Below are 24,574 nucleotides of genomic sequence, written 5' to 3'. Positions count from 1 at the left end.
TCAACGCCTCGTCACCAGAACACCGCCGGCCAGCGCCGTCAGCACGATCAAACCCTGCACCAGTGTCTGGTACTCGAAGGGTAGCCCCGCAAAGAAAATCACATTACCGATCATGCCGAGCACCAGTGCTCCCGCAATTGACCCTGTCGAGCTGCCGAAGCCACCGGAAAGCGCGGTGCCACCCAAAACTACGGCCGAAATGGAGGACAACGCCAAGCTCGCACCGAGCAATGGATCGCCCGAGGCCGTCTCGCCCGTCAGGCACAGCGCCGCCAGCGCCGAAAACAGTCCAGAGATCATGTATGCGCCGATGCGGATGCCCGAAAGGCGCAGGCCCGTCTGGAAGGCGCCGGTACGATTGCCGCCAACCGCCAACAAATGGGCGTGAAACGGAATGCGCGACAGGATCAGCGTGAAGGCGATGCCGGCCAGCAGCACCCACAACACGAAGGGCAGGCCGATGAAGCTGCCGGAATAGGTCTGCCAATAGGCTTCCGGCACCGGAAGGCCAGCCTGCGGCAGGACCCAGATCGCCAGTCCGGCGAAGATGATGCCCGTCGCGAAGGTGGTGACGATCGGCTGGAAGCGTAAGCCCGATATGAACAGGCCATTCACCAGACCGCAAAGCAGCCCGACCGCAGCCCCTGCCGCCATGCCGGCGAAGACGGCACCCGTCGTGCCGCCAAGCGCCGCGATGACGCTGACGGTGACGACATTGGCAAGCGCCACGATGCTGCCGACCGACAGATCGATATCTCCCGCTAGAATGACATAGGTCTGGCCGATGGCGACGAGGATCAGGGGCAGAAACGTCGTCAGGTTCGACTGCAGCACGGAAGGCTGCACGAAGGACGGCTGCAGAAACGTGTTCACAGCAATGAGAACCGTGAGAACGAAGAGGGTTATGATCCAGGGTTGCTTGCGCAGAAAACCGGAGGAACTCATGCGGCGTCTCCGTAGGCGGCGCGGGTCATGTTGACGGATGTCATGTCGGCTCCGGTCAGTTCGGCGGAAATTTGTCCGCCGTTGAACACAAGAATGCGGTCGGCATATTCGAGGAGCTCCGCATCTTCCGACGAATAGAGAAGAATGGTCGCGCCGGCATCGGCCTGCTGTCGCATCAGCGCAAACAGGTCGGCCTTTGCGCCAAGATCGATGCCCTTGGTCGGGTCATCGAGCAAAAGCAGTTTCGGCGATGTGGCAAGCCAGCGGGAGATGAAGATCTTCTGCTGGTTGCCGCCCGAAAGCGTGCCGATGGCCATATCCATGCCGGCAAATTTTGTCTTCATATCATCCGCGACCTTTTGCATACGCGGTTTCAGCGCCGCTGGCCGGATCAGCCGCATCTTTTCGCGCACCATCAGCGCCGCCACGAGATTTTCGAAGATCGACCTTCCCTGAAGGGAGGCGTCGCGCCCACGATCACCCGAGACATAGGCAAAACCGTTGTGAACCGCCTGCGAAGGCTTGCCGATGGTGATTACACGGCCCTCGAACCGGACTTGGCCGGCGGCAAAGGGGCTGGCGCCGAAAAGGCCCTTCAGCAAGGCCGACTGCCCCTGTCCCTGCAGGCCGGCGAGACCGATAATTTCACCCGGATAGGCTTCCAGACTGACGCCGCGAATGCCCTCGCCCGCAACATCCGTCACCTTCAGGCTGGGCGCTGCAGCAGCGCGTCCCTGCTGGCGGGCGGGTGCGGCGCGGACATCACCGACCATATCGTGCACGACGGCTTCGCGAGTGGTGGCTGCCGTATCGAGTTCAGAAATCGTCGCGCCGTTGCGCATCACGGTGATGCGATCGCAGACGGCGAAAACTTCGTCGAGACGGTGGGAAATCATGATGGTGGAGATACCGTCCGCCTTCTTGGCCCTCAATATCTCGAAAAAGCGCTGCGACTGGCGGCCATCAAGCGCCGCTGTCGCCTCGTCCATGATCATCAGGCTGGCATTCTGTGCAAAAACCTTGAGGATTTCGACAAGCTGGCGCTGATCCGGCGGCAGATTGCCGACGATGGCATCCGGCTCCAGCCCTTTGCCTGCAACCCCGTCAAACAGCGCGATCAGCCTGGCCGCTTCGGCTTTCAGTGCCTTGCCGTCGACGAAAACGCCGCGCTTCGGTTCACGCCCGAGAAAGATATTGTCGGCGACGGAAAGCTGCGGAATGAGGCTCAGCTCCTGATAAAACAAGGCGATACCGGCATTTTCGGCGTCACGCGGGCTTTTGAAGCGCACTTCCGCGCCGTTGAAGCTGATCGTGCCGCTGGTTGGCGAGACCGCGCCCGCAACGATCTTGCAGAGCGTGCTCTTGCCGCAACCATTGGCGCCCAGCAGCGCGTGAATTTCGCCGCGACCAACCGTCAGCCTGCCGTCAGAAAGCGCGCGCACGGCCCCAAAATTCTTCGTTATGCCGGCCGCTTCCAAAGCGTTCGCCATCGCATGTCCCCGAATTGTAACTGTCATTGTTCTTGTCATGGGCGGACACGGAAAAGAACACATGGTCCCGCACCTGAAGTCCGCACTCGAATTGGAAGATTCGGGCTGGCAATTGCCGCCAGCCCGAAGCCGTTCTTACTTGAAGAACTCGCCAGCCTGCTCTGGCGTTACGGTTGCCGTGACGGACCAGTAGCCAGGCTTGCCATCGGCGGCCTTGATATTGTCGGCAAGGTTGTCGTTGCTAACGAAGGGGATCGGAATATAGATGGCGTTACCATAGGTGCCACCAAAAATACCGTCCTTGAATTCCTTGCCCTGCAGCTTCAGCACAGCAACGTTGAGCGCGCTTGCCATGACGCCGGGAGGATTGACCGACGCGCCGGAATTGAACTTTTCCTTCTCCCAGCGGGTCATGAAGTCCTTGCGGATTTCACCGGTGGCCGCAATGTCCTTGGTCTTGCCGGCAGCTTCGATTGCGCGCCATGCGCCATCGGCCATGCCGTCCTGCACCCACACGCCGCTGATATCGGGGTAGGTGGCGAGCAGGTTCTGCATGGCCTGCTGGCCCTGCGCCTGATCCCAGCTGGCATTTGCTTCGTTCAGCACCTTGATGTCAGGGTATTTCTTGAACACTTCGCGATAACCGGCGACGCGGGCTTCGTTGGCGGGGTTGCCGGCGATGCCGTTGATGGCGACGACGCTTCCCTTGCCCTTCAGCGCATCCGCAAGCCATTGCGCGGACTGCGCCGCCCATGCCTTCTGGTCGATGCCGACATAGAGCGCGTCCTTCGAGGACACTTCGGCGTCGGTTGCGATGACGAGAATGTTGCGCGCCTTGGCCTGCGCGAAGATCGGATCGAAAGCCGTCGGGCTGCCGGGATTGATGAGGATCGCATCAACGCCCTGGTTCATGAAATTGCGGATATGACCGATCTGCCCCTGCACATCGACATTACCGCTCTGAACGACAACCTCGACCTTGACGCCCTTTTCGCCCCACGCCTTTGCGGCAGCCTGGGCTTCCTCGATCATCTGCGTGCGCCATTCGCTGCCGACGAACGAGTTGGAAAGACCGATCTTGAAGCTCTGTTCCTGGGCGTACGCCGACGTGCCGGCCGCCAGCACCAAAGCGGCGGCAGCCATCAAATGTCTAAACATGAAATTTGCTCCTCCAAGCACGGTTTTTACTAATGAAACCGTTTACATGAGCAAATGTAACCGTTTTCATAATTGAGTCAATCCCGAGTGCGATTTTTCTCGCAGCGTCTGGAAGGAAGGCAAAATCAATGCTGACAGTGTCGCAAAATACGCGCAAAAGAGTGCGACAACCCATCAAAATGATCGAAGCCGGCGGCTTCAAAAAATGTCTGCAGCCTCTCCGCTCGATTGAACGCCCCTGTGGACAACAGGGGAATTCCCGCCTCAAATCACCACACGATTCCAATCAGGAGAATGACCATGGAAATATTGCGTGCAGGAACCCGGGCATCCGCCAAGGGACCCGAGGACTGGTTCACCGGCACGGTCCGCATTGATCCGCTGTTCAATCCCTTCGATGCAGAGCGGGTTCAGGGTGCACAGGTCACCTTTGAGCCCGGCGCCCGCACAGCCTGGCACACCCATCCACTCGGCCAGACACTGATCGTCGTCTCCGGCTTTGGCCGCGTACAGCGCGAGGGTGGCCCGGTGGAAGAAATCCGCCCCGGCGATATCGTCTGGTTCGCACCCGACGAAAGGCACTGGCACGGCGCTGCTCCCAATGTTGCCATGACCCACATTGCACTTCAGGAAGTCAAGGACGGCAAGGTGGTGGACTGGATGGAGAAGGTGACGGACGACCAATATGGCGGCTGACACCGCCGTCCCGGGGGGGACAGTTGCCCACCTGAAACGGGTACGCCCGCATCATCCGCCGAACGATACGCGGTGATGGCCAAACCCGGAAAGACCGAAATATTTCAGGCGTGCAATTTAAACTTTGACTTGTATCCGCAATGGGTGAAACCTTCATTTCATTACGGATACAGGGTGGAGAATCGTGATCATACCGGGTGAAAGTTTTATCGCCTCCATCGGCGTCGAAACGGTTGCAACCCCATGTCCGTGACATTCGACCGGCGTGATGTGATTGCTGGATTGTCGATCGCCGGCCTGATGCTGCCGGAAGCGATCGCCTATTCTGGAATTGCCGGTGTTCCGGCCCAGCACGCCATTCTCGCAGCCATTATGGGCTGCATCGTTTATGCCATTTTCGGCCAGAGCCGGTTTGCGGTCGTTTCGCCCACATCTTCCTCCGCCGCAATATTGGCGGCAATGCTCGCCACGCTTTCCGTCACACCGGCGCAGAAGATGCTGCTTGTCGCTATTTCGGTCGCATTGGTGGGCATCCTGTTTCTTGTAGCAGCGGCCACGCGGCTCGGCGCGCTGTCGAGTGTGATTTCGCGCCCGGTGCTGCGCGGTTTCGCTTTCGGCCTCGCCATTCTGATCACGATCAAGCAATTGCCGAGCCTCTTTGGAATCACGGAGCAAACGGGCGAACCGCTGGCGATCCTGTTGCAGATACTCTCCCATCCGCGAGACTGGAGCTTCGAAAGCATCGTCGTCGGCCTCACGGCGCTTGCCGTACTGCTCCTCCTGCGTAAACGCCCGATCCTTCCCGGCAGCCTTGTGGTGATCGTGGCAGGCATTGCCGTCTCGATGCTGCTTGATCTGCAAAGCCGCGGCGTTGCCATTGTCGGCACCATCGATCTTGCCGGAATATGGGCTGGCCCGCTTTCAGTGTCGCTCGATGACGTCGCGCATGTCGCCCGCTTTGCGCCGCCGCTGGTCCTCATTCTCTTTGCGGAATCCTGGGGTACGATCCGCAGCTTTTCGCTGCGCCATGGCGAGAACGTCGATTCCAATCGCGAATTGCGGGCCTTCGGGCTTGCCAATATCGCCAGCGCCGCCGTGCAGGGCATGCCGGTCGGCGCCGGTTTTTCCGCCGGTGCGGCAAGCGAAGCGGTCGGGCCGCAGAGCCGGCTCGCCTCGGCCATCGCCGCAATCGGCCTTGCGATTTTCAGCCTGCTCGCTTCCGGCTGGTTTGCCTTCATCCCCCTGGCCGTGCTCGCCGCCATCATCGCAGTCGCCCTGCTGCACGCGCTTGATCCGACGCCGATCATCCGTTTGTGGCGACTTGGCAACGATGCCTATCTGGCGCTTGCAGCCGCCGCCGGCGTGCTGGCATTCGGCGTTCTGAACGGCATGCTCGTTGCCGTCGCGCTGTCCTTCGCCGTTTTCGTCCGTCGGCTTTCGCTGCCGCATGTGATGCATCTCGGAAGGCTAGGCGACAGCCACGATTTCGTCGACATGGAACGCCATCCGGATGCGAAGGACATAGCGGGCATGATTATCCTGCGCCCGGCGCAGCCGCTGTTTTTCGGCAATGCCGAACCGATCCTTGCCGCCGTCACCAAACGCCTCGCCGCAAGGCCGGAACTGCATGTCGCGATCATCAGTCTTGAGGAAAGCTTCGAACTGGATTCCACCGCGCTCGATGCGCTGCTGGAATTCGATGCAGCGATGCAGCGCGGCGGCACTGCGATCTATTATGCCCGCGTGCACGACCATGTACGGGATCTGCTGCTCGCCGGCGGCGGGAGCGATCTGGTGGCGCGCAGCAGTTTCAGCGTCGATGATGCCGTAACGACGGCCATGGGCCGGGAGAACAGCCATGCCACAACCTCTTGAACCGCACCTCAGCCCGGTTGAAATCACCGCGCTCAGACCGACACAAATGACGGTCGGCCTTCGCGAGGTGGAAAACAAGCGCAAACAATGGGCCGCGATACGCGAGGAAAAAGGGCCGGACTTTCTCGGCCATCACATGGTGCCTGTCGTCATTGGCTATAAACAGCGCCTCTATCTGGTCGACCATCATCACCTTGCTCTGGCGTTACACTACGAGGGCGTGAAACATGTGCTGACCAGCATCGTTGCCGATCTTTCTCATCTGGGCAGGCAGGAATTCTGGTCGGTGATGGATCATCGCAACCTGGTTTATCCTTTCGATGCCGAAGGTGCGCGCCGCCCTGTCGACGAGTTGCCGAAGCGGATCATTGACCTTCAAGACGATCCGTTCCGCTCGCTGGCCGGCGCAGTTCGCGATGCGGGCGGTTTCGCCAAGATCGAAGCGCCCTTTACCGAATTTCTCTGGGCGGATTTTCTCCGCCGCCGGGTGAGCAGCAAAGACCTGCGGCATTCTTTCGATAAGACCATGGCAGGAGCAGTGGAACTGGCGCGCTCACACGATGCACGACATCTTCCCGGCTGGTGCGGGAGAGCCGAATGACAACCCTTCCCTCTCTTTTCAGATGGATTGCAGCGACCGTCATCGCACTTTTCGTGCTGGGAACAACCGGCCTTTCCGCGCAGGAGCCGCCGCCGGTAAAAGCGCCTTTCCCCACACAGACGACGGAGCAGAAGGTCGACCAGTTGCTGCAACTGCTCGGGCAGGACGACGTTCGTGCCCTGCTCGCACAGAAACTCGCGACAACTGGCGCGGAGCCGCCGCCGCAAACGGCGTCACCAAGTCAGTTGAGCGATCTCGACCAATGGGCAAGCAAGCGCCGGGAGCATTTTGCCCGCATCGTGGGTGACCTGCCCGTCATGTTCTCGCAAATCGCTTCCGCGTGGGAAAGGCTTGGCGATGCGATCCGTGCCTACGGTCCCTTCATTTTCTTGCTGCATGTGCTGGTACTGTTCGGCGCAGGCCTTGCAGGCGGTATTGTCACGAACCGCATCATCGTCATGCACGCATCCCGCAAAAACAGCGGGGAAATCGGCAAATATGCCTCGGCTGTCATGTCGCGAAGCCTCCTGCCGCTCTTCGGTTACGGCCTTGTCGCGACCGCCATGTTTCTAACCATCCAGTGGCCACGTCTGTTAAGCGCCGTTCTGCTGCCCTGGCTCGTGATGAGCATTCTCCTGCCGATGCTTTTTGCAGTTTCCGGCCTGTTGCGGCAGGTCGTCGGTCGCGAAACCAGCACCCGGCGCGATTTCTGGATCGTCCGCTGGACGTGGCTTGCAGCGCTAGCCGGGCTTTTCTGGGCCGTGCTCAGGACGCTCGAAAATCTCGATCTCCCGCGCGATACGCTCGGGCTTCTATCCACCGGTATGATCGGCATCCTGTTTCTGCTCGCCGGCCTCTGGATCTGGCGCAGACCCGGCGGCGATCCGGGGTCTGAGCGGACGCGCGCAATCGATGTGGCGCTGATCTTTGGCCTTGTCATCCTATTCGGGCTGCGACTCGCCGGTGCAGGCGTCCTGTTCTGGATCGGGCTTTATGCGCTGGTCCTGCCCGGCTTCGCCTCGACGCTCGGCATTGCGACGAGAAAACTGGCAATCGATATTGGCGGCTACGGCGAGAGCGATCTCCGCCCGGTTCTGGCCGAGCGCGGCGTGCGGCTCGCCATCGTCGGAACCGCCATAGTGTGGCTGATCTTTCTCGTGCGCGCCCATCCGGATTCTCTGCCAGACGGCGCATTGCTCACGTCGATCGTCGTCGGCCTCCTGCACGGGGCACTCATCCTGCTGCTTGCCGATCTCATATGGATCGCCATCAAATCGATGATCGCCCGGCGGCTGGAGCTGAGCGCTCCCGTTGGTGACCCCGTGAGCGGCCACTCCGGCGGCCAGCCACAGGATGATCGGCTTTTGACCATCCTGCCGATCCTGCGCAACATGCTCGGCATCATCATCGCCGCCGTCGCCGTCATGACGGCGCTTTCGGAACTCGGTGTCAATATCGGGCCGCTGCTGGCGAGCGCCGGCATTTTCGGCATCGCCATCGGTTTCGGCTCGCAGACGCTGGTCAAGGACATCATCAGCGGCGTGTTTTACATGATCGACGACGCTTTCCGTGTCGGCGAATATATTCAGAGCGGCTCCTACCGCGGCACGGTGGAATCCTTCAGCATCCGCTCGGTCAAGCTGCGCCACCATCGCGGCCCGATCTTCACCGTGCCGTTCGGGTCGCTCGGCGCAGTCGAAAACATGAGCCGTGACTGGTCGATCGACAAGTTTATGGTCACTGTCGCCTTCGATACGGATATCGCCAAGGTCAAGGCCATCACCAAGGAGATCGGCAAGGCCCTGCAAGAAGATCCGGAATTTGGGCCGTTCCTCATCGAGACCGTCAAGCTGAAAGGCGTCGAGCACTTCGGCGAATATGGGATGACGCTCGGCTTTGGCATGATGCTGCGCGCTGGCGGACAATCCTCAGTGGTGCGACGCAAGGCCTATTCGATGTTGAAGGATGCCTTTGCTGAAAACGACATTCAGTTCGCCAGCATGACAGGCGCCTATCCCGCTGCGCGGTCCGCGAAGCGCCCGGAGGAGCAGCAGGGCGGCGAAATGGAGCCGCCGCCCGAAGAGTAAAGCGCCCGCTCCCGCGTTCCGGTGCACTTATCCCATGCGTTCGGACACATATTCCCCCGGCGAAGCGGGAAACACCACGGTTCGGTTGCCGTTCAGGAAGACCCGGTGATGAATATGGGCGTGGATGGCGCGGGCCAGTACCTGGCTTTCCACGTCGCGGCCAAGCGAGACGTAGTCCATGCCGCTTTGGGCATGGGTCACGCGGATCGTATCCTGCTCGATGATCGGCCCCTCATCGAGATCGGCGGTGACATAATGGGCAGTCGCGCCGATCAGCCGCACACCGCGTTCATAAGCCTGCTTGTAGGGGTTGGCGCCCTTGAACGACGGCAGGAAGGAATGATGGATGTTGATGATGCGGCCCGACATTTCCTGGCAAAGCCGGTCCGACAGAACCTGCATGTAGCGCGCCAGAACCACGAGTTCCGCCCCCGCATCATGCACGACCTGCAAGATTTCCGCCTCGGCTTCCGGCTTCGTCTGCGGCGTGACGCGGATATGGTGGAAAGGAATATCCTCGTTCACCACCTGCTTCTGGTAATCGAGATGATTGGAGACTACCGCAACGATCTTCACCGGCAGGGCACCGATCCGGGAGCGATACAGCAGATCGTTGAGGCAATGGCCAAAGCGTGACACCATGATCACCACCTTGGTTTTGCGAGAGAGATCATGGAAATCGTAATCCATGTCGAAATCGGCAGCGACAGGAGCGAAGCCGTCAAAGAGAGCGTCACGCCCCAGCCCCTGCTCCGAAACGAAGCTCAGCCGCATGAAAAAACGGCCGGTCTCCTGATCGGTGAATTGCGAACTGTCATTGATGTTGCAACCGGATCGCGCGAGATATCCGGAGACGGCGGCAACGATGCCGCTGCGTGCCGGGCACGAGACTTTCATGACATAGGTGGTCAAAATCCTGCTCCCCTTGATGGATCAGCACTCGGACAGTTTTGAAACCGTGGCGAGTTCAGGCAATTTCGGCGGCAAGTTCCCTGCAACCGGTTTCAAGCAAATGGCCAAGATGCGGTACGAAACTGTTCCAGACATCCATGCGGAAACGGTCTTCCCCATCGCGCCACAGCACCACGGTCACGCCGTCGAAGATCGTGCGGCGCGCTTCGCCCACCGGAACGGTGTCGATATCGCGGGCGCAGCCTAGTGTCAGCAGTTCGGCGGCTTGGCACCCCTCGATCAGAAGCGTGACTTCTCGCCCACAAATATCCACGAGGCTGTGCGGGTGGCTGGCGTAAACGCTGGCGCAAGCCGCCTTCAGCCCGTCGAGTTCTCCTTCGGGAGCAAGGATCGTCCATTCGTCGGGACCGAGGCGCACGGCCTGCTTTTCGCCGGCTGCGGCGCGGGTGCCTATGCGGTCAGGCAAGGTCAGACCAATCGCTGCACTGAGCAGCGTCAGATCGCCGCGCGCCCGCAGCGACAGCCGCCCCTGCGTTGGCAGTATGCTGACCCGGGCCGCTTTGCTTTCGGCCAGCGTGCCGGAAATGGGGGAGGAAACGCGCATGTTCATTGTCATCTCCGGGTCAGATTTTCAGGCGGGTGTTTTCGGGATCGACAAACACCATCCCGGTGATTTTTGCGGCAATCGTGCGGTCCAGCATCGGAATGTAGACGGTCTCGCCCATCCGCTCGTGGCCGCCCTCGACCAGAGCCAGCGCAATCGGCCGGCCGGCCGCATCCGAATGGTAGGATGAGGTGACATGCCCCACCATCTTCATCGGGATTGGCTGTTTCGGATCGAAGACGATCTGCGCGCCCTCTTCCAGCTTCGACCGGTCTTCGGTCAAGAGGCCGACGAGGTGACGTCGATCCTTGGCGACAAGATCGGGGCGGGCAAGGCCGCGCTTGCCGACGAAATCCGGCTTCGCCTTGCCCACGGCCCAGCCCATCGCGGCGTCATAGGGCGTCACCGTGCCGTCGGTATCCTGACCGATGATGATGTAACCCTTTTCGGCGCGCAGCACATGCATGGTTTCGGTGCCATAAGCGGTGATGCCGTATTGCTGGCCGGCTTCCCACAATGTTTCCCAAAGCTTGCGGCCGAGAGGGGCCGGCACGTTGACCTCGAAGCCGATCTCGCCGGTGAAGGACACCCGGAACAGCCGCGCCGGTATTCCCGCCACGGTGCATTCCGCGCAAGACATATGCGGGAAAGCCTCTTCCGTCAGTTCGACGCCTTCAACGAGCGGAGCCAGCAGCTTTGCCGCATTCGGGCCGTTCAGCGCGATGGTAGACCATTGTTCGGTGGTCGACGTCAGCCAGACGTTGAGATCGGGCCATTCGGTCTGGAGGTAATCCTCCATCATGTTCAGCACCCGTGCCGCGCCGCCTGTCGTGGTGGTGACGTGGAAGCGGTCCTCGCTCATGCGGCCGATGACGCCGTCGTCGCGGATAAAGCCGTCATCGCCGAGCAGCAGGCCGTAGCGGCAGCGGCCGGGGGCGAGCTTCGACCACGGATTGGTGTACATGCGGTTCATGAACTCGACCGCATCCGGCCCGACAACCTCGATCTTGCCGAGCGTCGAGGCGTCGAAAATGCCGAGGCTTTGCCGCACCGCCCGGCATTCACGGCCGACCGCTGCATCCATGTCTTCGCCGGCTTTCGGGAAATACCAAGCGCGACGCCATTGGCCGACCGGCTCGTAGACAGCGCCGTGCTCTTGCGCCCAGCCGTCGATCTGCGTCTTGCGCGTCACCTCGAAATGCGCGCCGCGATGATAGCCCGCGAAGGCCCCGAAGGTCGTCGGCGTATAGGGCGGGCGGAAGGTGGTCAGCCCCACCTGCGGCTGGCGTTTTCCCAGCGCTTCCGCTGCAATATTCAAACCGTTGATGTTGGACATCTTGCCCTGATCGGTGGCCATGCCGTTGGTGGTGTAGCGCTTGACGTGCTCGATGGAGCGCATGCCCTCGCGTACGGCCAGCCGCAGATCCTTGGCGGTCACGTCGTTCTGGTAATCGACGAAAGCCTTGGCCTTGCCGGCATCGCGGTCGCTCGGCAGTTCGGTGTGCGAAACGCCGCTGCCGGTGCGGTCATGCTCCACCACATAATCGCTGGCCTCGCCCGTCTTGCCGAGCGCTGCGGCGATCTTGCGGCCCTGCTCCGCGCCATCTTTCAGCGCGGCCTCGATGCCCCAAAGTCCGCGTCCGGCACCGGCAATCGCGCAATCCTCGTTGGTCATGGCCGGCAGGAAGGTGGTCAGCCCGTCATCCCAGGCAAGCTTGCCCTGGGTGTGGGAAAACAGGTGCAGCGACGGCGTCCAGCCGCCAGACATCAGCACCGCGTCGCAGGCGATTTCCTGTCCCGCGCCGACGGTGGTGCCATTCACCGGGTTGACGCGGACCGACTTGACGCGCAGCCGGCCGGAGGTCGCCGTCACCGTGTGCGACAACCGCACGGCAATGCCGAGCGCGCGGGCTTCGTTGACCAGTTCCTCGCGCACCGTGGCGCGGGTATCGATGATGGCCTGAACGCGGGCACCCGCAGCTTGAAGATCAAAGGCCGCATACCAGGCGCTGTCATGGCTCGTCACCACCACAGGGCTGTTGCCGACCTTGACGCCGTAACGGTTGAGATAGGTCTGGGCGGAACCCGCCAGCATCACGCCCGGACGGTCGTTGCCGTTGAAGACCAGCGGCTTTTCCAACGCGCCCTGGGCCAGCACCACGTGGCGCGCCCGGACACGCCACAGACGTTCGCGCGGCATGTCCTTCGGCAGGGCTTCGAGGTGGTCGGTCAGCTTTTCGCAGAGGCCGATCATGTTCTGGTGGTAATAGGCAATCGCCGTCGTGCGGGTCATGATCCTGACACCGCGCGCCTTCAGCGCCTCAAGCTCGTCCGCCAGCCAGTTCCATACTGGCCGGCCGCCGATCTTCGCCTGCGGTTCGGACAGAAGCGTGCCACCGGCCTCGGCATTTTCATCGACCAGCACGACCTTCAGGCCATCCACCGCCGCCGCCCGCGCGGCGCCAAGACCCGCAGGGCCAGCGCCGACGATCAGCACGTCGCAATGCAGGTTGCGTGAGGCATAGGTATCGGGGTCTTCTTCCGTCGGGGATACGCCAAGACCGGCCGCCGCGCGGATGAAAGGCTCATAAACCTTGTTCCAGAAGCTCTTCGGCCACATGAAGGTCTTGTAATAGAAGCCGGCCGAAAACAGCATATAGGCGATGTCGTTGACCGCGCCGATATCGAATTTCAGGCTCGGATATTTGTTCTGCGAATTGGTTTGCAGCCCGTTCCAGATTTCCTGCACCGTGGCGCGGGTATTCGGCTCGAAGCGGCCGGTGCCGCGACGGGTGCCGATCAGCGCATTCGGCTCCTCGGAACCCGCCGCAACAGGGCCGCGCGGGCGGTGGTATTTGAACGAGCGGCCCATGAGATGTACGCCGTTGGCCAAAAGTGCCGAGGCGACTGTGTCCCCCTTGACGCCGCGATAGGTCTTGCCATCGAAAGTGAAGCTGACCGACCGGCTGGCATCCACCCGGCCACGGCCGGAAACGCGATAGGAATTCATTTCGACACCTCGGAAGAGACTGGTGCATCCGTCAGGGAAGCAAGATGAGGACGCGGTTCGCCGGCGGCGTAGGTCGTGAGGAACCGGTCGCTCACCGTGTCGCGCACGGCGTTGAAGAACCGGCCGCAGCCATGCAGGTGCCGCCAGCGTTCGAAATGCGGGCCTTTGACGTTTTCACGGATGAACAGGAATTCCTCCCATTGCTCATCCGTCTGCGACGAGGGATTGGCGGCGCGGACAACATGGGCCTGTCCGGCATAGGTGAATTCGGCCTCGGGCAGCGTTTCATTGCAATAGGGGCAGCGGATCAAAAGCATCGTTGTATCCTCAGTGCGCCACGGCGGCGGCAGCGGCCTCGTCGATCAGGCGGCCGGAGCGGAAACGTTCCAGCGTGAACGGCGCGTTGATCGGGTGCGGTTCGTTTTTGGCGATGGTCCAGGCGAAGGTGTGGGCCGCCCCCGGAGTGGCCTTGAAACCGCCCGTTCCCCAACCGCAATTGACATAAAGCCCGTCAACCGGCGTCTTGCCGAGAATGGCCGAGCGATCGGGCGTGACATCAACGATGCCGCCCCATTTGCGCAGCATCCGCATGCGGTTGAAAATCGGGAAAATCTCGACGATCGCCGCAATCGTATGCTCGATCAGCGGCAGGCCGCCGCGCTGCGAATAGGAGGTGTATTGGTCCGTACCCGAACCGATCACCAGCTCGCCCTTGTCCGACTGGCTGATATAGGCATGGACCGCGTTCGACATGACGACGCAGGGGAAGATCGGCTTGATCGGCTCGGACACCAGCGCCTGCAACGGATAGCTTTCGAGCGGCAGGCGAACGCCTGCGGTATCCATGACAACGGATGTATGACCGGCGGCCGAAACCGCGACCTTTTTCGCCTTGATGAAACCCCTCGCCGTCTCGACACCGGCAACCGAGCCATCGGGATTGCGGCGAATGGCGGTGACCGGGCAGTTCTGGATGATATCGACGCCGCGGGCCGCAGCGCCGCGGGCATAACCCCAGGCGACGGCATCATGGCGCGCCGTGCCGGCTCGTTCCTGCAGCGCACCGCCCATGACCGGATAACGCGAATTGGGGGAAATGCTGAGCGGTGGACAATACTCCTTGCACTCCTCAGTCGTGAGCCAGCGATTGTCGACGCCGTTCAGACGGTTGGAATGGATATGGCGCTTGAAGCTCTGCACGTCGTGGACGTTATGGGCGAGCATCAGCACGCCGCGCCTTGAATACATGACGTTGTAGTTCAGTTCCTGGCTGAGGTTCTCCCACAGGTCGACGGAATGGTCGTAGAGACGGGCGCTTTCATCATAAAGGTAGTTGGAGCGGATGATCGTGGTGTTGCGGCCGGTATTGCCGCCGCCGAGCCAACCCTTGTCGATGACAGCGACATTGGTGATGCCGTGCTGGCTGGCAAGATAATAGGCAGCACCCAGACCGTGCCCGCCGGCCCCGACGATGACCACGTCATATTCGGCCTTCGGCTGGCTGTCGGGCCATTGCTCGTCCCAGTTCTTATGGCCGGTCACGGCGTTCTTCAAAAGATTGAAAGCATTAAAACGCGTCATGAGCGGACCCAATGGTTGGAAAATCTCGTGTCGCAAAAGCTATGAGCATTTGCCGCGCCCCGGCTGGACAATCACGTCTCTTTGCGTGAATATTTGCGCCATGACCTCTCATCGCGCCAAAAAACGCCTCAGCGTCGCCTTCCTGCTTGCCGACCGGTTCACGCTGTCAGCCTTTGCGAATTTCGTCGACGTGTTGCGCCTTGCCGCCGATGAGGCCGATCGCTCAAGGCCAATTCTCTGCGAATGGTCGGTGCTGTCTGCGAGCCTTGCCAACGTGCAATCGAGTTGCGGCGTGAAGGTGCAGCCCGACACGCGGCTGATCGACGCCGCCCAATACGACTATATCGTCGTTGTCGGCGGATTGATCAGCGATCACAGCGCGCTGCCGCAGGAAGCGCTGCGGTTCCTGAAAGACCGCGCAGCGGCAAGCGTTCCGATCGTGGGGCTGTGCACCGGTGTTTTCATCCTGCATGAGGCGGGTCTGCTCGATGGTTATCGCTGCTGCGTCAGCTGGTTCCACCATCAGGATTTTCTCGACCGTTTCGACACGGTGCAGATGGTCTCCGACCAGATCTTCGTCATCGACCGCGACCGGCTGACCTGTTCGGGCGGCCATGGTGCCGCACATCTGGCGGCCTTCCTCGTGGAGCGCCATGTTGGCCACTCCGCCGCCATAAAGAGCCTCAACATCATGATGATCGACAGCGCGCTGAGCGGTGAAAAACCGCAACCAGGCCAGCAGAGCGCGCGCAGGGCCACCGACCCACTGGTCAAAAAGGCGATCCTGCGCATGCAGCAGAATATTGAAGTGCCGCGAACCGTGCTGGAACTTGCCCGCGACCTTGGCCTCGGTCGCCGCAGCCTCGAACGGCGTTTTCTTGGTGACCTGAAGGCGACGCCATCAAAGGTCTATCTAGAACTGCGGCTGGACCGCGCCTTGTCCCTGCTTCGCAAAACGGGAGACACGATCACCCAGATCGCGCTTGCCACCGGGTTTTGCGATGCCCCACATCTTTCGCGCACCTTGCGGGCCGAGCGCGGTTTCAGCCCCAGTGAATATCGCAAGACTCAGGTCGGCCACATAGCGACAGATGAGGAATTCGCCGTCGGCGTGCTCCTGCCGCAATCCTGAAAATCGGCCAAATCCTCATGCCGAAAGCTGCTCCGGCTGGCCGGTTTCGACCCGCACCGATATGGCGTCATGGCGCCAATATTCGAGATCACAATCGATGATGCGGCCATGCTGGTCCTGATTGACACGCGTGATTTTCAGACCGTAAGCCCCCTCGCTGCAACAGAGATGATGAGCCGGATATCCCCGCAACGCGACCGGATTGATTTCGAAATAGGCCGGACCATAGGTGATGGCATAACTGTCCTGATAGATCGTCGTGAGTGACCGGGTGAGGTCGTGCTGCACGATATCGGGGAAAATCTCCATCGAAAGATAATGCTCGACGAAAAGCACCAGCCGGCCGTCGATGCTGCGCTTTCTGCGGATGCGCCAGAACGGCGTTCCCGGCGCACAGCGCATGAGGGGCGCAAGCTCCTCGGGCAGCGCTGCGGCCTCCGCCTCCACCAGAAGGGTTCCGGCGGAGCGCCCCTGTTCGGCGGCCATGCGATGGAAGTGGGAGCGGTGCAGCGGGCTGTAGATCAGGCGCGGTCCGGAAACGAACCAGCCGCGCCGGCTTTCGCGAAAGATCAGCCCGTCAATCTCAAGATGGAAAAGCGCCTCGCGCAGGGTGATGCGCGTGGTGGTGTATCTTTCGATCAATTGTCTCTCGGAGAGAAGCCGGCCATCCTTCACCACCTCGCCTGCAGCAATGGCCTCACGCAATTGCTGCTCCAGCCCGCCGCGCCGGCCGGCGTCGATATCCCGGTCACTCATCGTCTTTTTGCCCAACATCGTCGCCCTTCGTTGCGCAGCCGAAAAAATAATGGGCGCATTTGTGTCCGCGCCGAAAACGTCATTGGCCTGTCATAGCGAACCGATAATGAGCATGCAACTGGTCTAGACCAAGGAGCAAGCGCCGTGAAAAATTCCATCCTCTCCCTTTCCCTTCTCACCGTTTTTTCCCTTCCCCTCACCGCCCAGGCGCAGGACGTTCCTGCCCTTGAAGCGGCCGCCCGCAAAGAAGGCGCCATCTACAGCGTCGGCATGCCGGACGGCTGGGCGAACTGGAAGGACACCTGGAACCAGCTGACCGAAAAATACGGCCTGAAACATGCCGATACGGACATGAGCAGCGGCGAGGAAATCGCCAAATTCGCCAATGAAGGCGCCAATGCGACGGCTGACATCGGCGATGTCGGTCTCGAATTCGGCCCGATTGCTGTCGCCCGCGGCGTCACCCAGCCCTACAAGACCACGACCTGGGACCAGGTTCCCGATTGGGCCAAGGACAAGGACGGCCATTGGGTCATCGGTTACACCGGCACCATCGCCTTCCTGATCTCCGCCGATGTCAAGAACCCGCCCGCTTCCTGGGCCGATCTGCTGAAGGGCGACTACAAGGTCTCGCTCGGCAATGTCGGCTCCGGTGCGCAGGACAATGCCGCCGTACTGGCCGCCGCCATCGCCATGGGCGGCGGTGAGGAAAACCTCCAGCCGGGCGTCGACCTCTTCGCCAAGCTGGCGGAAAAAGGCCGTCTGCTGGCCAATGGCGCAAACCCCGCCACGATGGAAAAGGGCGAAATCCAGGTCGCGCCGATGTGGGACTTCAATGCCCTCAACTACCGCGATGTGGTTGGCCGCGAGAAGTTCAAGGTCGTCATTCCTTCCGACGGTTCGGTGACCAGCGGTTACGCCACCATCATCAACAAATTCGCCAAGCAGCCCAACGCCGCCAAGCTGGCGCGCGAATATATCCTCAGCGATGCCGGCCAGATCAACCTGGCCAATGGTTACGCCCGTCCGATCCGTGTCGACCGCATCACCCTGCCGGCCGAGGCGAAGGAACGCCTGCTGCCTTCGGAACAATATGCCAAGGCACGTCCGATCAATGCCGCCGTCTGGACCCAGGCCGCCGGCAAGCTGGTCAATCTGTGGCGCGCCAGCGTCGCCCCGAAGATGTAATCGGGCAACCGGCCAAAAAACCGAACGACTGTTCCGCGGGCACCAAGCCCGCGGAACATGCTAAAAAGTGCTCGGTGCAAACCGAACCACAACCAGACGAGACAAAATCGATGCACAAGACGATCTTCATCCTGCTGGATGGCCTTAGATATGCGACGGCAAGGGATTGCCTCGGATATATGGAAGGGCTGGTAACGGCCGGAAAGGCCGGCATCCACACCGTGCGCAGCGAATTACCGTCGATTTCGCGGCCGCTTTACGAAACGCTGATGACCGGGCTGCCGCCGGTGGTTCATGGCGTCACCAGCAATGGCGTTGTTCGCCGCTCCCGTTTTCCCAATGTCTTCTCGCTGGCAACTGCTGCCGGCCGCACCACCGCTGCCTCCGCCTATCACTGGTATTTCGAACTTTACAATCAGGCGCCCTTCTCCCCGGAATTCCGCCATATCGAAAATTTCAACGGCGGCATCCATCACGGCTCGTTTTATTGGGCCGATCATTATCCGGATGACCATGTCTTTGCCGATGCGGATGTTCTGCTGCGCCGCCACAGCCCGGATTTCCTGCTGATCCACCCGATGAATATCGACAATGAAGGCCACAGGCACGGCGGCAGCTCGCGGGAATATCGCAATGCCGCCCGCAACGCCGGCGATCTCCTGGCGCGTTATCTGCCGGCTTGGGCGGCAGCGGGTTGCAGCATCATCGTCACCAGCGATCACGGCATGAGCGATGACGGCAATCACGGCGGGCCGCATGAGACCGAGGCGCTGGTGCCGTTTTATACCTTCGGCGAGGCCTTTACGCCGGCTGCTGATGCGAAGCTTGCGCAGACGGATATTGCCGGACTGCTCTGCACGCTTCTCGCCATTCCCGATCATGGCCTGCCCGTACCGCAAGGGCTGTTGTCCGCATGAGCGTGCAGAACCGCAAAATGCGGCTGCTGGCGGCGCCATTTCTGGGCGTGATCGCCATTCTCGTCATCTGGCCGCTGGTGAGCGTCGTCAAAGACAGTTTTTTTGCCGGCGGTGCGCTGTCGCTTGCCAATTACCGCACCATTCTCACCGATGCCTTTTACCTCCAGTCCTTTGCAACAACGACGATCATTTCGCTCATCAGCACGGGGACAGGTCTCCTGTTCGGCTTTCTGGTGGCAGTGGCGCTGCGGGCAAGATCGGGCGGTGCCCGCCGCACCGTCATGGCCTTCGCCAATATCGGCGCAAACTTCTCCGGTGTGCCGCTGGCCATGGCGCTCATCTTCCTCTTCGGGCTGAACGGCATGTTCACGCTTTTGCTGAAGGAACTGGGGTTGATAGACGATTTCAACGTCTATTCTTTTACCGGGCTCATCATCGCCTATTGTTATTTTCAGGTGGCGCTGGCCACACTACTGATCACGCCGGCGCTCGCCGCCGTTGGGCAGGATATCGAAGAGGCGGCAGCGCTGATCGGCGTCGGCAAGCTGCGGTTCTGGCTCAGGGTCGGCCTTCCCACCGTCGCGCGGCAACTGGTGGCGATCGCCATTCTGCTCTTCGCCAATGCCATGGGCACTTTCGCGACGACATTCGCTCTGACCGGCACAAGCATCAATGTCGTCACCATCCGCATCAGCGAACTGGTATCGGGTGATATTTTCTCCGATCCCAATCTCGCCAATGCCATCGCCATATGCCTTCTGGTCGTGCTTCTCGTGCCCATCACCGCAAGCCAGATATTGGCGGGAGAAAAGCGCCGATGACGCAGCATGGCTTCAAAGGCACAAGCCTGTTTCTATGGCTGATGGCGCTCGTCATGATATCGCCGCTACTGGCAACGATGTTGAATGCGGTGGCGACCGACTGGTCCGGAACCCTGCTGCCAGCCGGGCTGACCGCGGATAATTTCGTCACCATCCTATCGGACCCGCGTTTCCATGCGGCCCTGCTGCGTTCCACGCTGGTTGCCGCAGCCGCCCTGACGATCGCGACGATCATCATCGTCCCGGCCGTCGTTTCCGCCCATATCTACTGGCCTTCACTTGACCGCTGGTTCGCACGGCTCGTGATCTTGCCCTATGCCGCACCCGGCATCATTCTGGTGGTTGGTTATCTCAGGATATTTTCCGCCCCGCCGCTGCAGATCGGCGGCTCACCGCTGGTACTGGTGTTGACCTATGTGCCGCTCTGCTTTTCGATGTTCTACATCGCCGTGAAGAATGGCCTGCGCAACCTCGATATCAACGAGCTTCTGGATGCCGGCCGGCTGATCGGCGCCAGCGATCTTGCCATTCTGCGGCGCGTCGTCCTGCCCAGCATCCTGCCATCCGTTGCGGTTGCCATCGTGCTGAATTTCGCGACGCTGTTCAGCGAATTCGTCTACGCCAAGATGCTGGTCGGCGGCAATTTCGAAACGCTGCAAATGTACATGTTCGCCCAGCGCAGCCTCAGCGGCCGCATCACCAGCGTCATCGTCATTCTCTATTTCCTGCTCATCCTTGCCTTTACCCTGATCGCCTTTCGGATGGTCCGGGAAACGGAGCGTGCATCATGACCCATCTCGCGATCCATAATATCAGCGCCATATACGGCAACGCCACCGTTCTCGACACCATAGAGCTTGGCATCGACAGGGGTGAGATGCATGTGCTGCTGGGGCCGTCCGGCTGCGGCAAGACGACATTGCTGCGCTCCATCGCCGGCCTCGTTTCGCCCTCGTCCGGATCTATCACGCTGGACGGCCGGCGCATCGACACCCTGCCGCCAAAGGATCGCGGCATCGGCATGGTGTTCCAGCATTATGCGCTTTTTCCCAATATGACGGTGCGGCAGAACCTCGCCTTCGGTCTGGAGCAGCGCCGGCTGGCAAAAAAGATCATCGACGACAAGGTCTCCGCCGCGCTCGAAACCGTCTCCCTCAGCGACCGCGCCGACCGGCGGCCGCATCAACTCTCCGGCGGCCAGAAACAGCGCGTGGCGCTTGCCCGCGCGCTTGTGCTCGAACCCAAGCTGCTTTTGCTGGACGAACCACTTTCCGCACTCGATGCCCAGATCCGCAAGCGTCTGCGCGATGAGTTGAAACGCATCCAGCGCGAAAGCGGCCTTACCAGCATCCTCGTCACCCATGATCAGGACGAGGCCCTGTCGCTGGGTGACCGCATATCGGTGATGAATGCCGGCCGCATCGCCCAGACAGCGTCACCGCAGGAGCTTTATTACCGGCCGGCCGACCTGTTCGTCGCCGGTTTCATCGGTGACGCCAACATCATCACCGCCGAAGACATGTCGCGCATCACCGGCAACCGCTTCGAGCGGACCTGCATCATCCCGCCACACGCCTTCACGATCGGCAACGCGCCGGACGGAACTGGCGTGGCCTTTACTGCCGAGGTGAAAGACATCAGCATCGTCGGCCCCACCGTCCGTTACCAGCTGGATGCGGCCGGCGTGGCGCTCAAGGTCGAACATGCAAGCGCCCAGGACGCGCTTTACCCGCCGCCCGGCCAGCACGTCACCCTCACCGTCGCCGAACGTCAGCTGCATTACATCTGACCAAAGCGGCATTGCATGGCGGCGCCCCCGCCGCCATGCATCAATCTTGAGACGAGGTCAGTTGCCACTTTCCAGGGTGGCAAACCTCTCGAGGAGAGGACGCGGATGCGGGCAGTGGAGAGACCTAGAGAAGCTGCCGCCGTAACAGAGCTTCCAGCCAGTCCGCAAAGACCTGCAATCGCCGCGACAGATGCCGGCGATGCGGATAAAGCAGCGTCATCGGCATCGGTTCAGCCCGATGGGCAGGCATGATCTCGACCAGTTCACCGCTCTCGAGGTGCGGCCTGACATCATAAGCAGGTATCTGGATCAAGCCGAGACCGGCCAGACAGCAGGCGATGTAGGCCTCGGCATTGTTGACGGTGACGCGGCCGCGCATGGAAACCGAATGCAGCGCCTCGCCTTCGAGCCACTCCCAGTTTTCCACACGCCCGCTGGAGGGCGACGCGTAGTTGACGGCCCAGTGGCGGGAAAGATCATGGGGAAGCTGCGGCGTGCCGTGACGCTTCAGATAGACGGGGCTTGCGACATTGATCAGCGGCAGCTTGCCGATCGGCCTTGCGATGAGGCCGGAATCGCTGAGCGCACCGACGCGCAGCACGCAATCGATATTGTCCTCCACCAGATCGACGGCCCGGTCCGTCACGCCGAGACTGATGTCGATCTGCGGGTAAAGGTCGAGAAATTCCGGCAAGGCGGGTGCGATGACCAACCGACCGATCCGGCCCGGCACATCGATCCGCAGCCGCCCCGAGGGTTGCGCCGCGCTTTGCCGGAACAGGTTTTCCGCATCTTCGACATCGGCGATCAGCCGCTGGCACCGCTCGTAAAAAGCCGACCCATCCTCGGTTGGAGAGACCTTGCGCGTGGTGCGGTTGAGCAGGCGTGCACCAACGCGCGCCTCCAGCTCCTGCACCGCCGCCGAAACCGAGGAGCGCGGAATGCCGAGCGTATCGGCGGCCCGCGTGAAACTCGCGCAGTCTACGACACGCGCAAAGATACGGAACAGGTCGACGCGATCCAATGGACATCCTTCACTGTGCGGATTTTCTGACAAGTCATGTCAGAATGACAGTCTTTATTGCGCAATTCTAGACGATATCTTTACGGCATGAAAGCGCAGCAAGCATGGCTGCGCACCGGCAGGAGGCCAACCCCATGACCGACCATTCCATCAAAGGTAAAACAGTCATCATCGCCGGCGGCGCGAAAAACCTCGGCGGGCTGATCGCACGCGATTTCGCCAGCCAGGGCGCAGGCGCAATCGCCATCCACTATAACAGCCCCGCCACAAAGGCCGATGCCGACGCAACCGTGGCGGCCATGAAGGCAGCCGGCGCGCAGGCCGTTGCCCTCCAGGCCGATCTCACCACGGCAGGTGCGGTCGAAAAATTGTTTGCCGATGCCGTCGCCGCCATCGGCCGGCCGGATATCGCCATCAACACGGTCGGTAAGGTCCTGAAGAAACCGATCCTCGAAACATCGGAAGCCGAATATGACGAGATGACCGCCGTCAACGCCAAGTCGGCCTTCTTTTTCCTCCAGCAGGCTGGCCGCCACGTCAATGACAATGGCAAGATCTGCACCCTCGTTACCTCCCTGCTGGGGGCTTTCACGCCATTTTACGCCAGCTATGCCGGCACAAAGGCGCCAGTGGAACACTTCACCCGTGCCGCCGCCAAGGAATTCGGCGAACGTGGCGTCTCGGTGACGGCGATCGGTCCCGGACCGATGGACACACCGTTTTTCTACGGTCAGGAGAAGCCGGATGCACAGGCCTATCACAAGAGCGCCGCGGCACTCTCCGGCTTCTCGAAGACCGGCCTTACCGATATCGAGGACATCGTTCCCTATATCCGCTTTCTCGTTACCGACGGTTGGTGGATGACGGGGCAGACCATTCTGGTCAATGGCGGTTACACCACCAAATAATCTCGATCGATCTTCTTCGATACTGTGGTGGCGAAACGCGCAGGCGTTTTCGCCACCTTTCTTTTGGCGAGTATGACCAATCTCGACAGCTGCGAGACGATAAAAAAGACGCCTGTCATATAGCCTGCATGAATATACCGATATAAAACTCCCCCATCCTGTTGACGGAGCCATTTGGGGGTAGCGGATGAATTCAGGGCGTCGCGGTGTTCTCGCATTTTTGGGCGGTCTCGTTCTGGGGGCGCCATCCCTCGGCAAAGCAGCAAGCAAATCATCGGCCTTTGCCGAATCCCGGTCCGAATACAAACCCCGGCATGTTCTGTGTTTCCTCGGAGCGGAAAACGGTCTGGCGGCACTCCAGCAGAACGCCCGCACCGCAATCGGCACATTTGCCGCTGATTTCAGTCTCGATGAGGAATATTCGCAGGATGAAGCGGACGAGCGGATGGAGCGATCCTTCAATGTCTGCTGGGACCGTGTAGACCCGGACACCTATCAGGAGGCTGACGAAGAGGCTGTCGCTGGACATGGCTCGGTTCTTTATGTGCTCGGCCCGTCGATGGACGCGAAAAACGCGGTCATGACATCCGCCACGGCCTTGCAGTTCGTGCAACATATGCTTGACCACGGCGCCATCGCCGTCAAAGGCGAAAGCGCGGGCGTCGCGCATGGAGCGCGGCGCTGGAAAGAGCTTTTCGAACAGTCGCGCAGCGACGCCGCGTCAGGTGATTTGCTGGCGCTCGCCAGAACCTGCCGTCTCGCTTTCGCACGCCGACCGATCGGCGACGATGCCAACGGCATGGCAAGCGTCGGATTTCATCTGGTCGGGCTGCCTGATATTGAAGTGAGCTTTATCCGGAAAGACGAAAACCTGCCGTCAACCAATCCGGAGCAATTAAAGATCGCCGCGCTGATGGACGATATCGCCGATCAGATGGCGCGCGATGGTGTGGAAACGACCGTAACGGCTCATCATGCCGCCCTGTCCAATGACAGGCGGTATGAGGACGATAGTTACAAATTTAATCCGTTCGGCGTCGTGAGCATTCAAGACTACAAACTCTGACATAGAGGCGAGCC

Annotated in this window: 22 protein-coding genes; 12 read left to right on the top strand and 10 right to left on the bottom strand. The window is 60.9% G+C overall.

Going from position 1 to position 24,574, the window contains the following annotated elements:
* The 3 genes from FCH38_RS17335 to FCH38_RS17325 all read right to left on the bottom strand — a co-directional run bounded on the left by FCH38_RS17335 (window position 1) and on the right by FCH38_RS17325 (window position 3,593).
* Window positions 1-945: an ABC transporter permease gene (locus FCH38_RS17335; protein ID WP_174374516.1), complete on the bottom strand. Its 945-nt coding sequence runs from the start codon at window positions 943-945 to the stop codon at window positions 1-3.
* Window positions 942-2,435, bottom strand: coding sequence for a sugar ABC transporter ATP-binding protein (locus tag FCH38_RS17330; RefSeq protein WP_149900808.1), 1,494 nt, complete (start codon window positions 2,433-2,435; stop codon window positions 942-944). The genes FCH38_RS17335 and FCH38_RS17330 overlap by 4 nt, the downstream gene beginning before the upstream one ends.
* A 135-nt stretch (window positions 2,436-2,570) precedes the next feature.
* Entirely contained in the window at window positions 2,571-3,593 is a 1,023-nt protein-coding gene (locus FCH38_RS17325; protein WP_149900807.1) for a substrate-binding domain-containing protein, read from the bottom strand.
* Between the two features lie 300 nt (window positions 3,594-3,893).
* Here FCH38_RS17325 and FCH38_RS17320 point away from each other — a divergent pair, with 300 nt between their 5' ends.
* The 4 genes from FCH38_RS17320 (at window position 3,894) to FCH38_RS17305 (ending at window position 8,852) form a co-directional block, all read left to right on the top strand.
* Window positions 3,894-4,289 carry a (R)-mandelonitrile lyase gene (locus tag FCH38_RS17320; RefSeq protein WP_174374515.1) on the top strand — a complete coding sequence of 132 codons (396 nt, stop codon included), beginning with the start codon at window positions 3,894-3,896 and terminating at the stop codon, window positions 4,287-4,289.
* A gap of 243 nt (window positions 4,290-4,532) precedes the next feature.
* On the top strand, window positions 4,533-6,164 hold the full coding sequence (locus tag FCH38_RS17315; RefSeq protein ID WP_174374514.1) for a SulP family inorganic anion transporter: 1,632 nt from the start codon (window positions 4,533-4,535) through the stop codon (window positions 6,162-6,164).
* The gene (locus FCH38_RS17310) at window positions 6,148-6,765 is read left to right on the top strand and encodes a ParB-like protein (protein ID WP_174374513.1); all 618 of its coding nucleotides are present in this window, start codon (window positions 6,148-6,150) and stop codon (window positions 6,763-6,765) included. Before FCH38_RS17315 ends, FCH38_RS17310 begins: the two co-directional genes overlap by 17 nt.
* The gene (locus FCH38_RS17305) at window positions 6,762-8,852 is read left to right on the top strand and encodes a mechanosensitive ion channel family protein (RefSeq protein WP_174374512.1); all 2,091 of its coding nucleotides are present in this window, start codon (window positions 6,762-6,764) and stop codon (window positions 8,850-8,852) included. The genes FCH38_RS17310 and FCH38_RS17305 overlap by 4 nt, the downstream gene beginning before the upstream one ends.
* Window positions 8,853-8,879: 27 nt before the next feature.
* Here the strand turns inward: FCH38_RS17305 and purU are convergent, their stop codons facing one another.
* Genes purU through FCH38_RS17280 form a run of 5 tightly spaced genes read right to left on the bottom strand, consistent with a single transcriptional unit; the run spans window position 8,880 to window position 14,959 of the window.
* Entirely contained in the window at window positions 8,880-9,764 is an 885-nt protein-coding gene (purU, locus tag FCH38_RS17300; protein WP_153515890.1) for a formyltetrahydrofolate deformylase, read from the bottom strand.
* Between the two features lie 55 nt (window positions 9,765-9,819).
* A complete protein-coding gene (soxG, locus tag FCH38_RS17295) occupies window positions 9,820-10,374 on the bottom strand; it encodes a sarcosine oxidase subunit gamma family protein (protein WP_174374511.1) in 555 nt (184 codons plus the stop codon).
* A 13-nt stretch (window positions 10,375-10,387) separates the two neighbouring features.
* Entirely contained in the window at window positions 10,388-13,378 is a 2,991-nt protein-coding gene (locus FCH38_RS17290) for a sarcosine oxidase subunit alpha (RefSeq protein WP_174374510.1), read from the bottom strand.
* On the bottom strand, window positions 13,375-13,695 hold the full coding sequence (locus FCH38_RS17285) for a sarcosine oxidase subunit delta (protein ID WP_149900799.1): 321 nt from the start codon (window positions 13,693-13,695) through the stop codon (window positions 13,375-13,377). The genes FCH38_RS17290 and FCH38_RS17285 overlap by 4 nt, the downstream gene beginning before the upstream one ends.
* 10 nt (window positions 13,696-13,705) lie before the next feature.
* Window positions 13,706-14,959 carry a sarcosine oxidase subunit beta family protein gene (locus tag FCH38_RS17280; RefSeq protein WP_174374509.1) on the bottom strand — a complete coding sequence of 418 codons (1,254 nt, stop codon included), beginning with the start codon at window positions 14,957-14,959 and terminating at the stop codon, window positions 13,706-13,708.
* Window positions 14,960-15,059: 100 nt separating this feature from the next.
* Between FCH38_RS17280 and FCH38_RS17275 the strand changes: the two genes are divergently transcribed.
* On the top strand, window positions 15,060-16,091 hold the full coding sequence (locus FCH38_RS17275) for a GlxA family transcriptional regulator (protein ID WP_174374508.1): 1,032 nt from the start codon (window positions 15,060-15,062) through the stop codon (window positions 16,089-16,091).
* Between the two features lie 15 nt (window positions 16,092-16,106).
* On the opposite strand, the gene FCH38_RS17270 is transcribed toward FCH38_RS17275, so the two are convergent.
* Entirely contained in the window at window positions 16,107-16,865 is a 759-nt protein-coding gene (locus FCH38_RS17270) for a UTRA domain-containing protein (protein WP_236776636.1), read from the bottom strand.
* Window positions 16,866-16,991: 126 nt separating this feature from the next.
* Here FCH38_RS17270 and FCH38_RS17265 point away from each other — a divergent pair, with 126 nt between their 5' ends.
* From FCH38_RS17265 to FCH38_RS17245, 5 genes are all read left to right on the top strand, one after another.
* Window positions 16,992-18,035 carry an ABC transporter substrate-binding protein gene (locus tag FCH38_RS17265; protein ID WP_174374507.1) on the top strand — a complete coding sequence of 348 codons (1,044 nt, stop codon included), beginning with the start codon at window positions 16,992-16,994 and terminating at the stop codon, window positions 18,033-18,035.
* A 110-nt stretch (window positions 18,036-18,145) separates the two neighbouring features.
* Window positions 18,146-18,952, top strand: a complete 807-nt coding sequence (locus tag FCH38_RS17260) for an alkaline phosphatase family protein (protein ID WP_174374506.1) — start codon at window positions 18,146-18,148, stop codon at window positions 18,950-18,952.
* Window positions 18,949-19,773 (top strand): ABC transporter permease, encoded by an 825-nt coding sequence (locus tag FCH38_RS17255; RefSeq protein ID WP_174374505.1) that lies wholly within the window; start codon window positions 18,949-18,951, stop codon window positions 19,771-19,773. The genes FCH38_RS17260 and FCH38_RS17255 overlap by 4 nt, the downstream gene beginning before the upstream one ends.
* Window positions 19,770-20,564: an ABC transporter permease gene (locus tag FCH38_RS17250; protein WP_174374504.1), complete on the top strand. Its 795-nt coding sequence runs from the start codon at window positions 19,770-19,772 to the stop codon at window positions 20,562-20,564. The genes FCH38_RS17255 and FCH38_RS17250 overlap by 4 nt, the downstream gene beginning before the upstream one ends.
* Window positions 20,561-21,562 carry an ABC transporter ATP-binding protein gene (locus tag FCH38_RS17245; protein ID WP_153515898.1) on the top strand — a complete coding sequence of 334 codons (1,002 nt, stop codon included), beginning with the start codon at window positions 20,561-20,563 and terminating at the stop codon, window positions 21,560-21,562. The genes FCH38_RS17250 and FCH38_RS17245 overlap by 4 nt, the downstream gene beginning before the upstream one ends.
* Before the next feature lie 124 nt (window positions 21,563-21,686).
* Here the strand turns inward: FCH38_RS17245 and FCH38_RS17240 are convergent, their stop codons facing one another.
* Window positions 21,687-22,586, bottom strand: a complete 900-nt coding sequence (locus FCH38_RS17240) for a LysR family transcriptional regulator (RefSeq protein ID WP_174374503.1) — start codon at window positions 22,584-22,586, stop codon at window positions 21,687-21,689.
* A 134-nt stretch (window positions 22,587-22,720) separates the two neighbouring features.
* Here FCH38_RS17240 and FCH38_RS17235 point away from each other — a divergent pair, with 134 nt between their 5' ends.
* Together FCH38_RS17235 and FCH38_RS17230 are read left to right on the top strand one after the other, a co-directional pair.
* On the top strand, window positions 22,721-23,494 hold the full coding sequence (locus tag FCH38_RS17235; RefSeq protein ID WP_174374502.1) for an SDR family oxidoreductase: 774 nt from the start codon (window positions 22,721-22,723) through the stop codon (window positions 23,492-23,494).
* Between the two features lie 187 nt (window positions 23,495-23,681).
* Entirely contained in the window at window positions 23,682-24,560 is an 879-nt protein-coding gene (locus tag FCH38_RS17230; RefSeq protein ID WP_174374501.1) for a hypothetical protein, read from the top strand.
* Window positions 24,561-24,574 lie beyond the last annotated feature (14 nt).

It is taken from the genome of Agrobacterium tumefaciens, assembly GCF_013337285.1.
Taxonomy (GTDB): Bacteria; Pseudomonadota; Alphaproteobacteria; order Rhizobiales; family Rhizobiaceae; genus Agrobacterium; species Agrobacterium burrii.
Note: the sequence above shows the minus strand (reverse complement) of the source record. Positions and strands in the feature narration are given on the sequence as shown.

What these genes read in the sequence shown, in the direction of transcription:
- FCH38_RS17335 (WP_174374516.1), bottom strand. Translation starts at nt 945, where the DNA reads ATGAGTTCCTCCGGTTTTCTGCGCAAGCAACCCTGGATCATAACCCTC.
- FCH38_RS17330 (WP_149900808.1), bottom strand. Translation starts at nt 2,435, where the DNA reads ATGGCGAACGCTTTGGAAGCGGCCGGCATAACGAAGAATTTTGGGGCC.
- FCH38_RS17325 (WP_149900807.1), bottom strand. Translation starts at nt 3,593, where the DNA reads ATGTTTAGACATTTGATGGCTGCCGCCGCTTTGGTGCTGGCGGCCGGC.
- FCH38_RS17320 (WP_174374515.1), top strand. Translation starts at nt 3,894, where the DNA reads ATGGAAATATTGCGTGCAGGAACCCGGGCATCCGCCAAGGGACCCGAG.
- FCH38_RS17315 (WP_174374514.1), top strand. Translation starts at nt 4,533, where the DNA reads ATGTCCGTGACATTCGACCGGCGTGATGTGATTGCTGGATTGTCGATC.
- FCH38_RS17310 (WP_174374513.1), top strand. Translation starts at nt 6,148, where the DNA reads ATGCCACAACCTCTTGAACCGCACCTCAGCCCGGTTGAAATCACCGCG.
- FCH38_RS17305 (WP_174374512.1), top strand. Translation starts at nt 6,762, where the DNA reads ATGACAACCCTTCCCTCTCTTTTCAGATGGATTGCAGCGACCGTCATC.
- soxG (WP_174374511.1), bottom strand. Translation starts at nt 10,374, where the DNA reads ATGAACATGCGCGTTTCCTCCCCCATTTCCGGCACGCTGGCCGAAAGC.
- FCH38_RS17290 (WP_174374510.1), bottom strand. Translation starts at nt 13,378, where the DNA reads ATGAATTCCTATCGCGTTTCCGGCCGTGGCCGGGTGGATGCCAGCCGG.
- FCH38_RS17285 (WP_149900799.1), bottom strand. Translation starts at nt 13,695, where the DNA reads ATGCTTTTGATCCGCTGCCCCTATTGCAATGAAACGCTGCCCGAGGCC.
- FCH38_RS17280 (WP_174374509.1), bottom strand. Translation starts at nt 14,959, where the DNA reads ATGACGCGTTTTAATGCTTTCAATCTTTTGAAGAACGCCGTGACCGGC.
- FCH38_RS17275 (WP_174374508.1), top strand. Translation starts at nt 15,060, where the DNA reads ATGACCTCTCATCGCGCCAAAAAACGCCTCAGCGTCGCCTTCCTGCTT.
- FCH38_RS17270 (WP_236776636.1), bottom strand. Translation starts at nt 16,865, where the DNA reads ATGTTGGGCAAAAAGACGATGAGTGACCGGGATATCGACGCCGGCCGG.
- FCH38_RS17260 (WP_174374506.1), top strand. Translation starts at nt 18,146, where the DNA reads ATGCACAAGACGATCTTCATCCTGCTGGATGGCCTTAGATATGCGACG.
- FCH38_RS17255 (WP_174374505.1), top strand. Translation starts at nt 18,949, where the DNA reads ATGAGCGTGCAGAACCGCAAAATGCGGCTGCTGGCGGCGCCATTTCTG.
- FCH38_RS17250 (WP_174374504.1), top strand. Translation starts at nt 19,770, where the DNA reads ATGACGCAGCATGGCTTCAAAGGCACAAGCCTGTTTCTATGGCTGATG.
- FCH38_RS17245 (WP_153515898.1), top strand. Translation starts at nt 20,561, where the DNA reads ATGACCCATCTCGCGATCCATAATATCAGCGCCATATACGGCAACGCC.
- FCH38_RS17235 (WP_174374502.1), top strand. Translation starts at nt 22,721, where the DNA reads ATGACCGACCATTCCATCAAAGGTAAAACAGTCATCATCGCCGGCGGC.
- FCH38_RS17230 (WP_174374501.1), top strand. Translation starts at nt 23,682, where the DNA reads ATGAATTCAGGGCGTCGCGGTGTTCTCGCATTTTTGGGCGGTCTCGTT.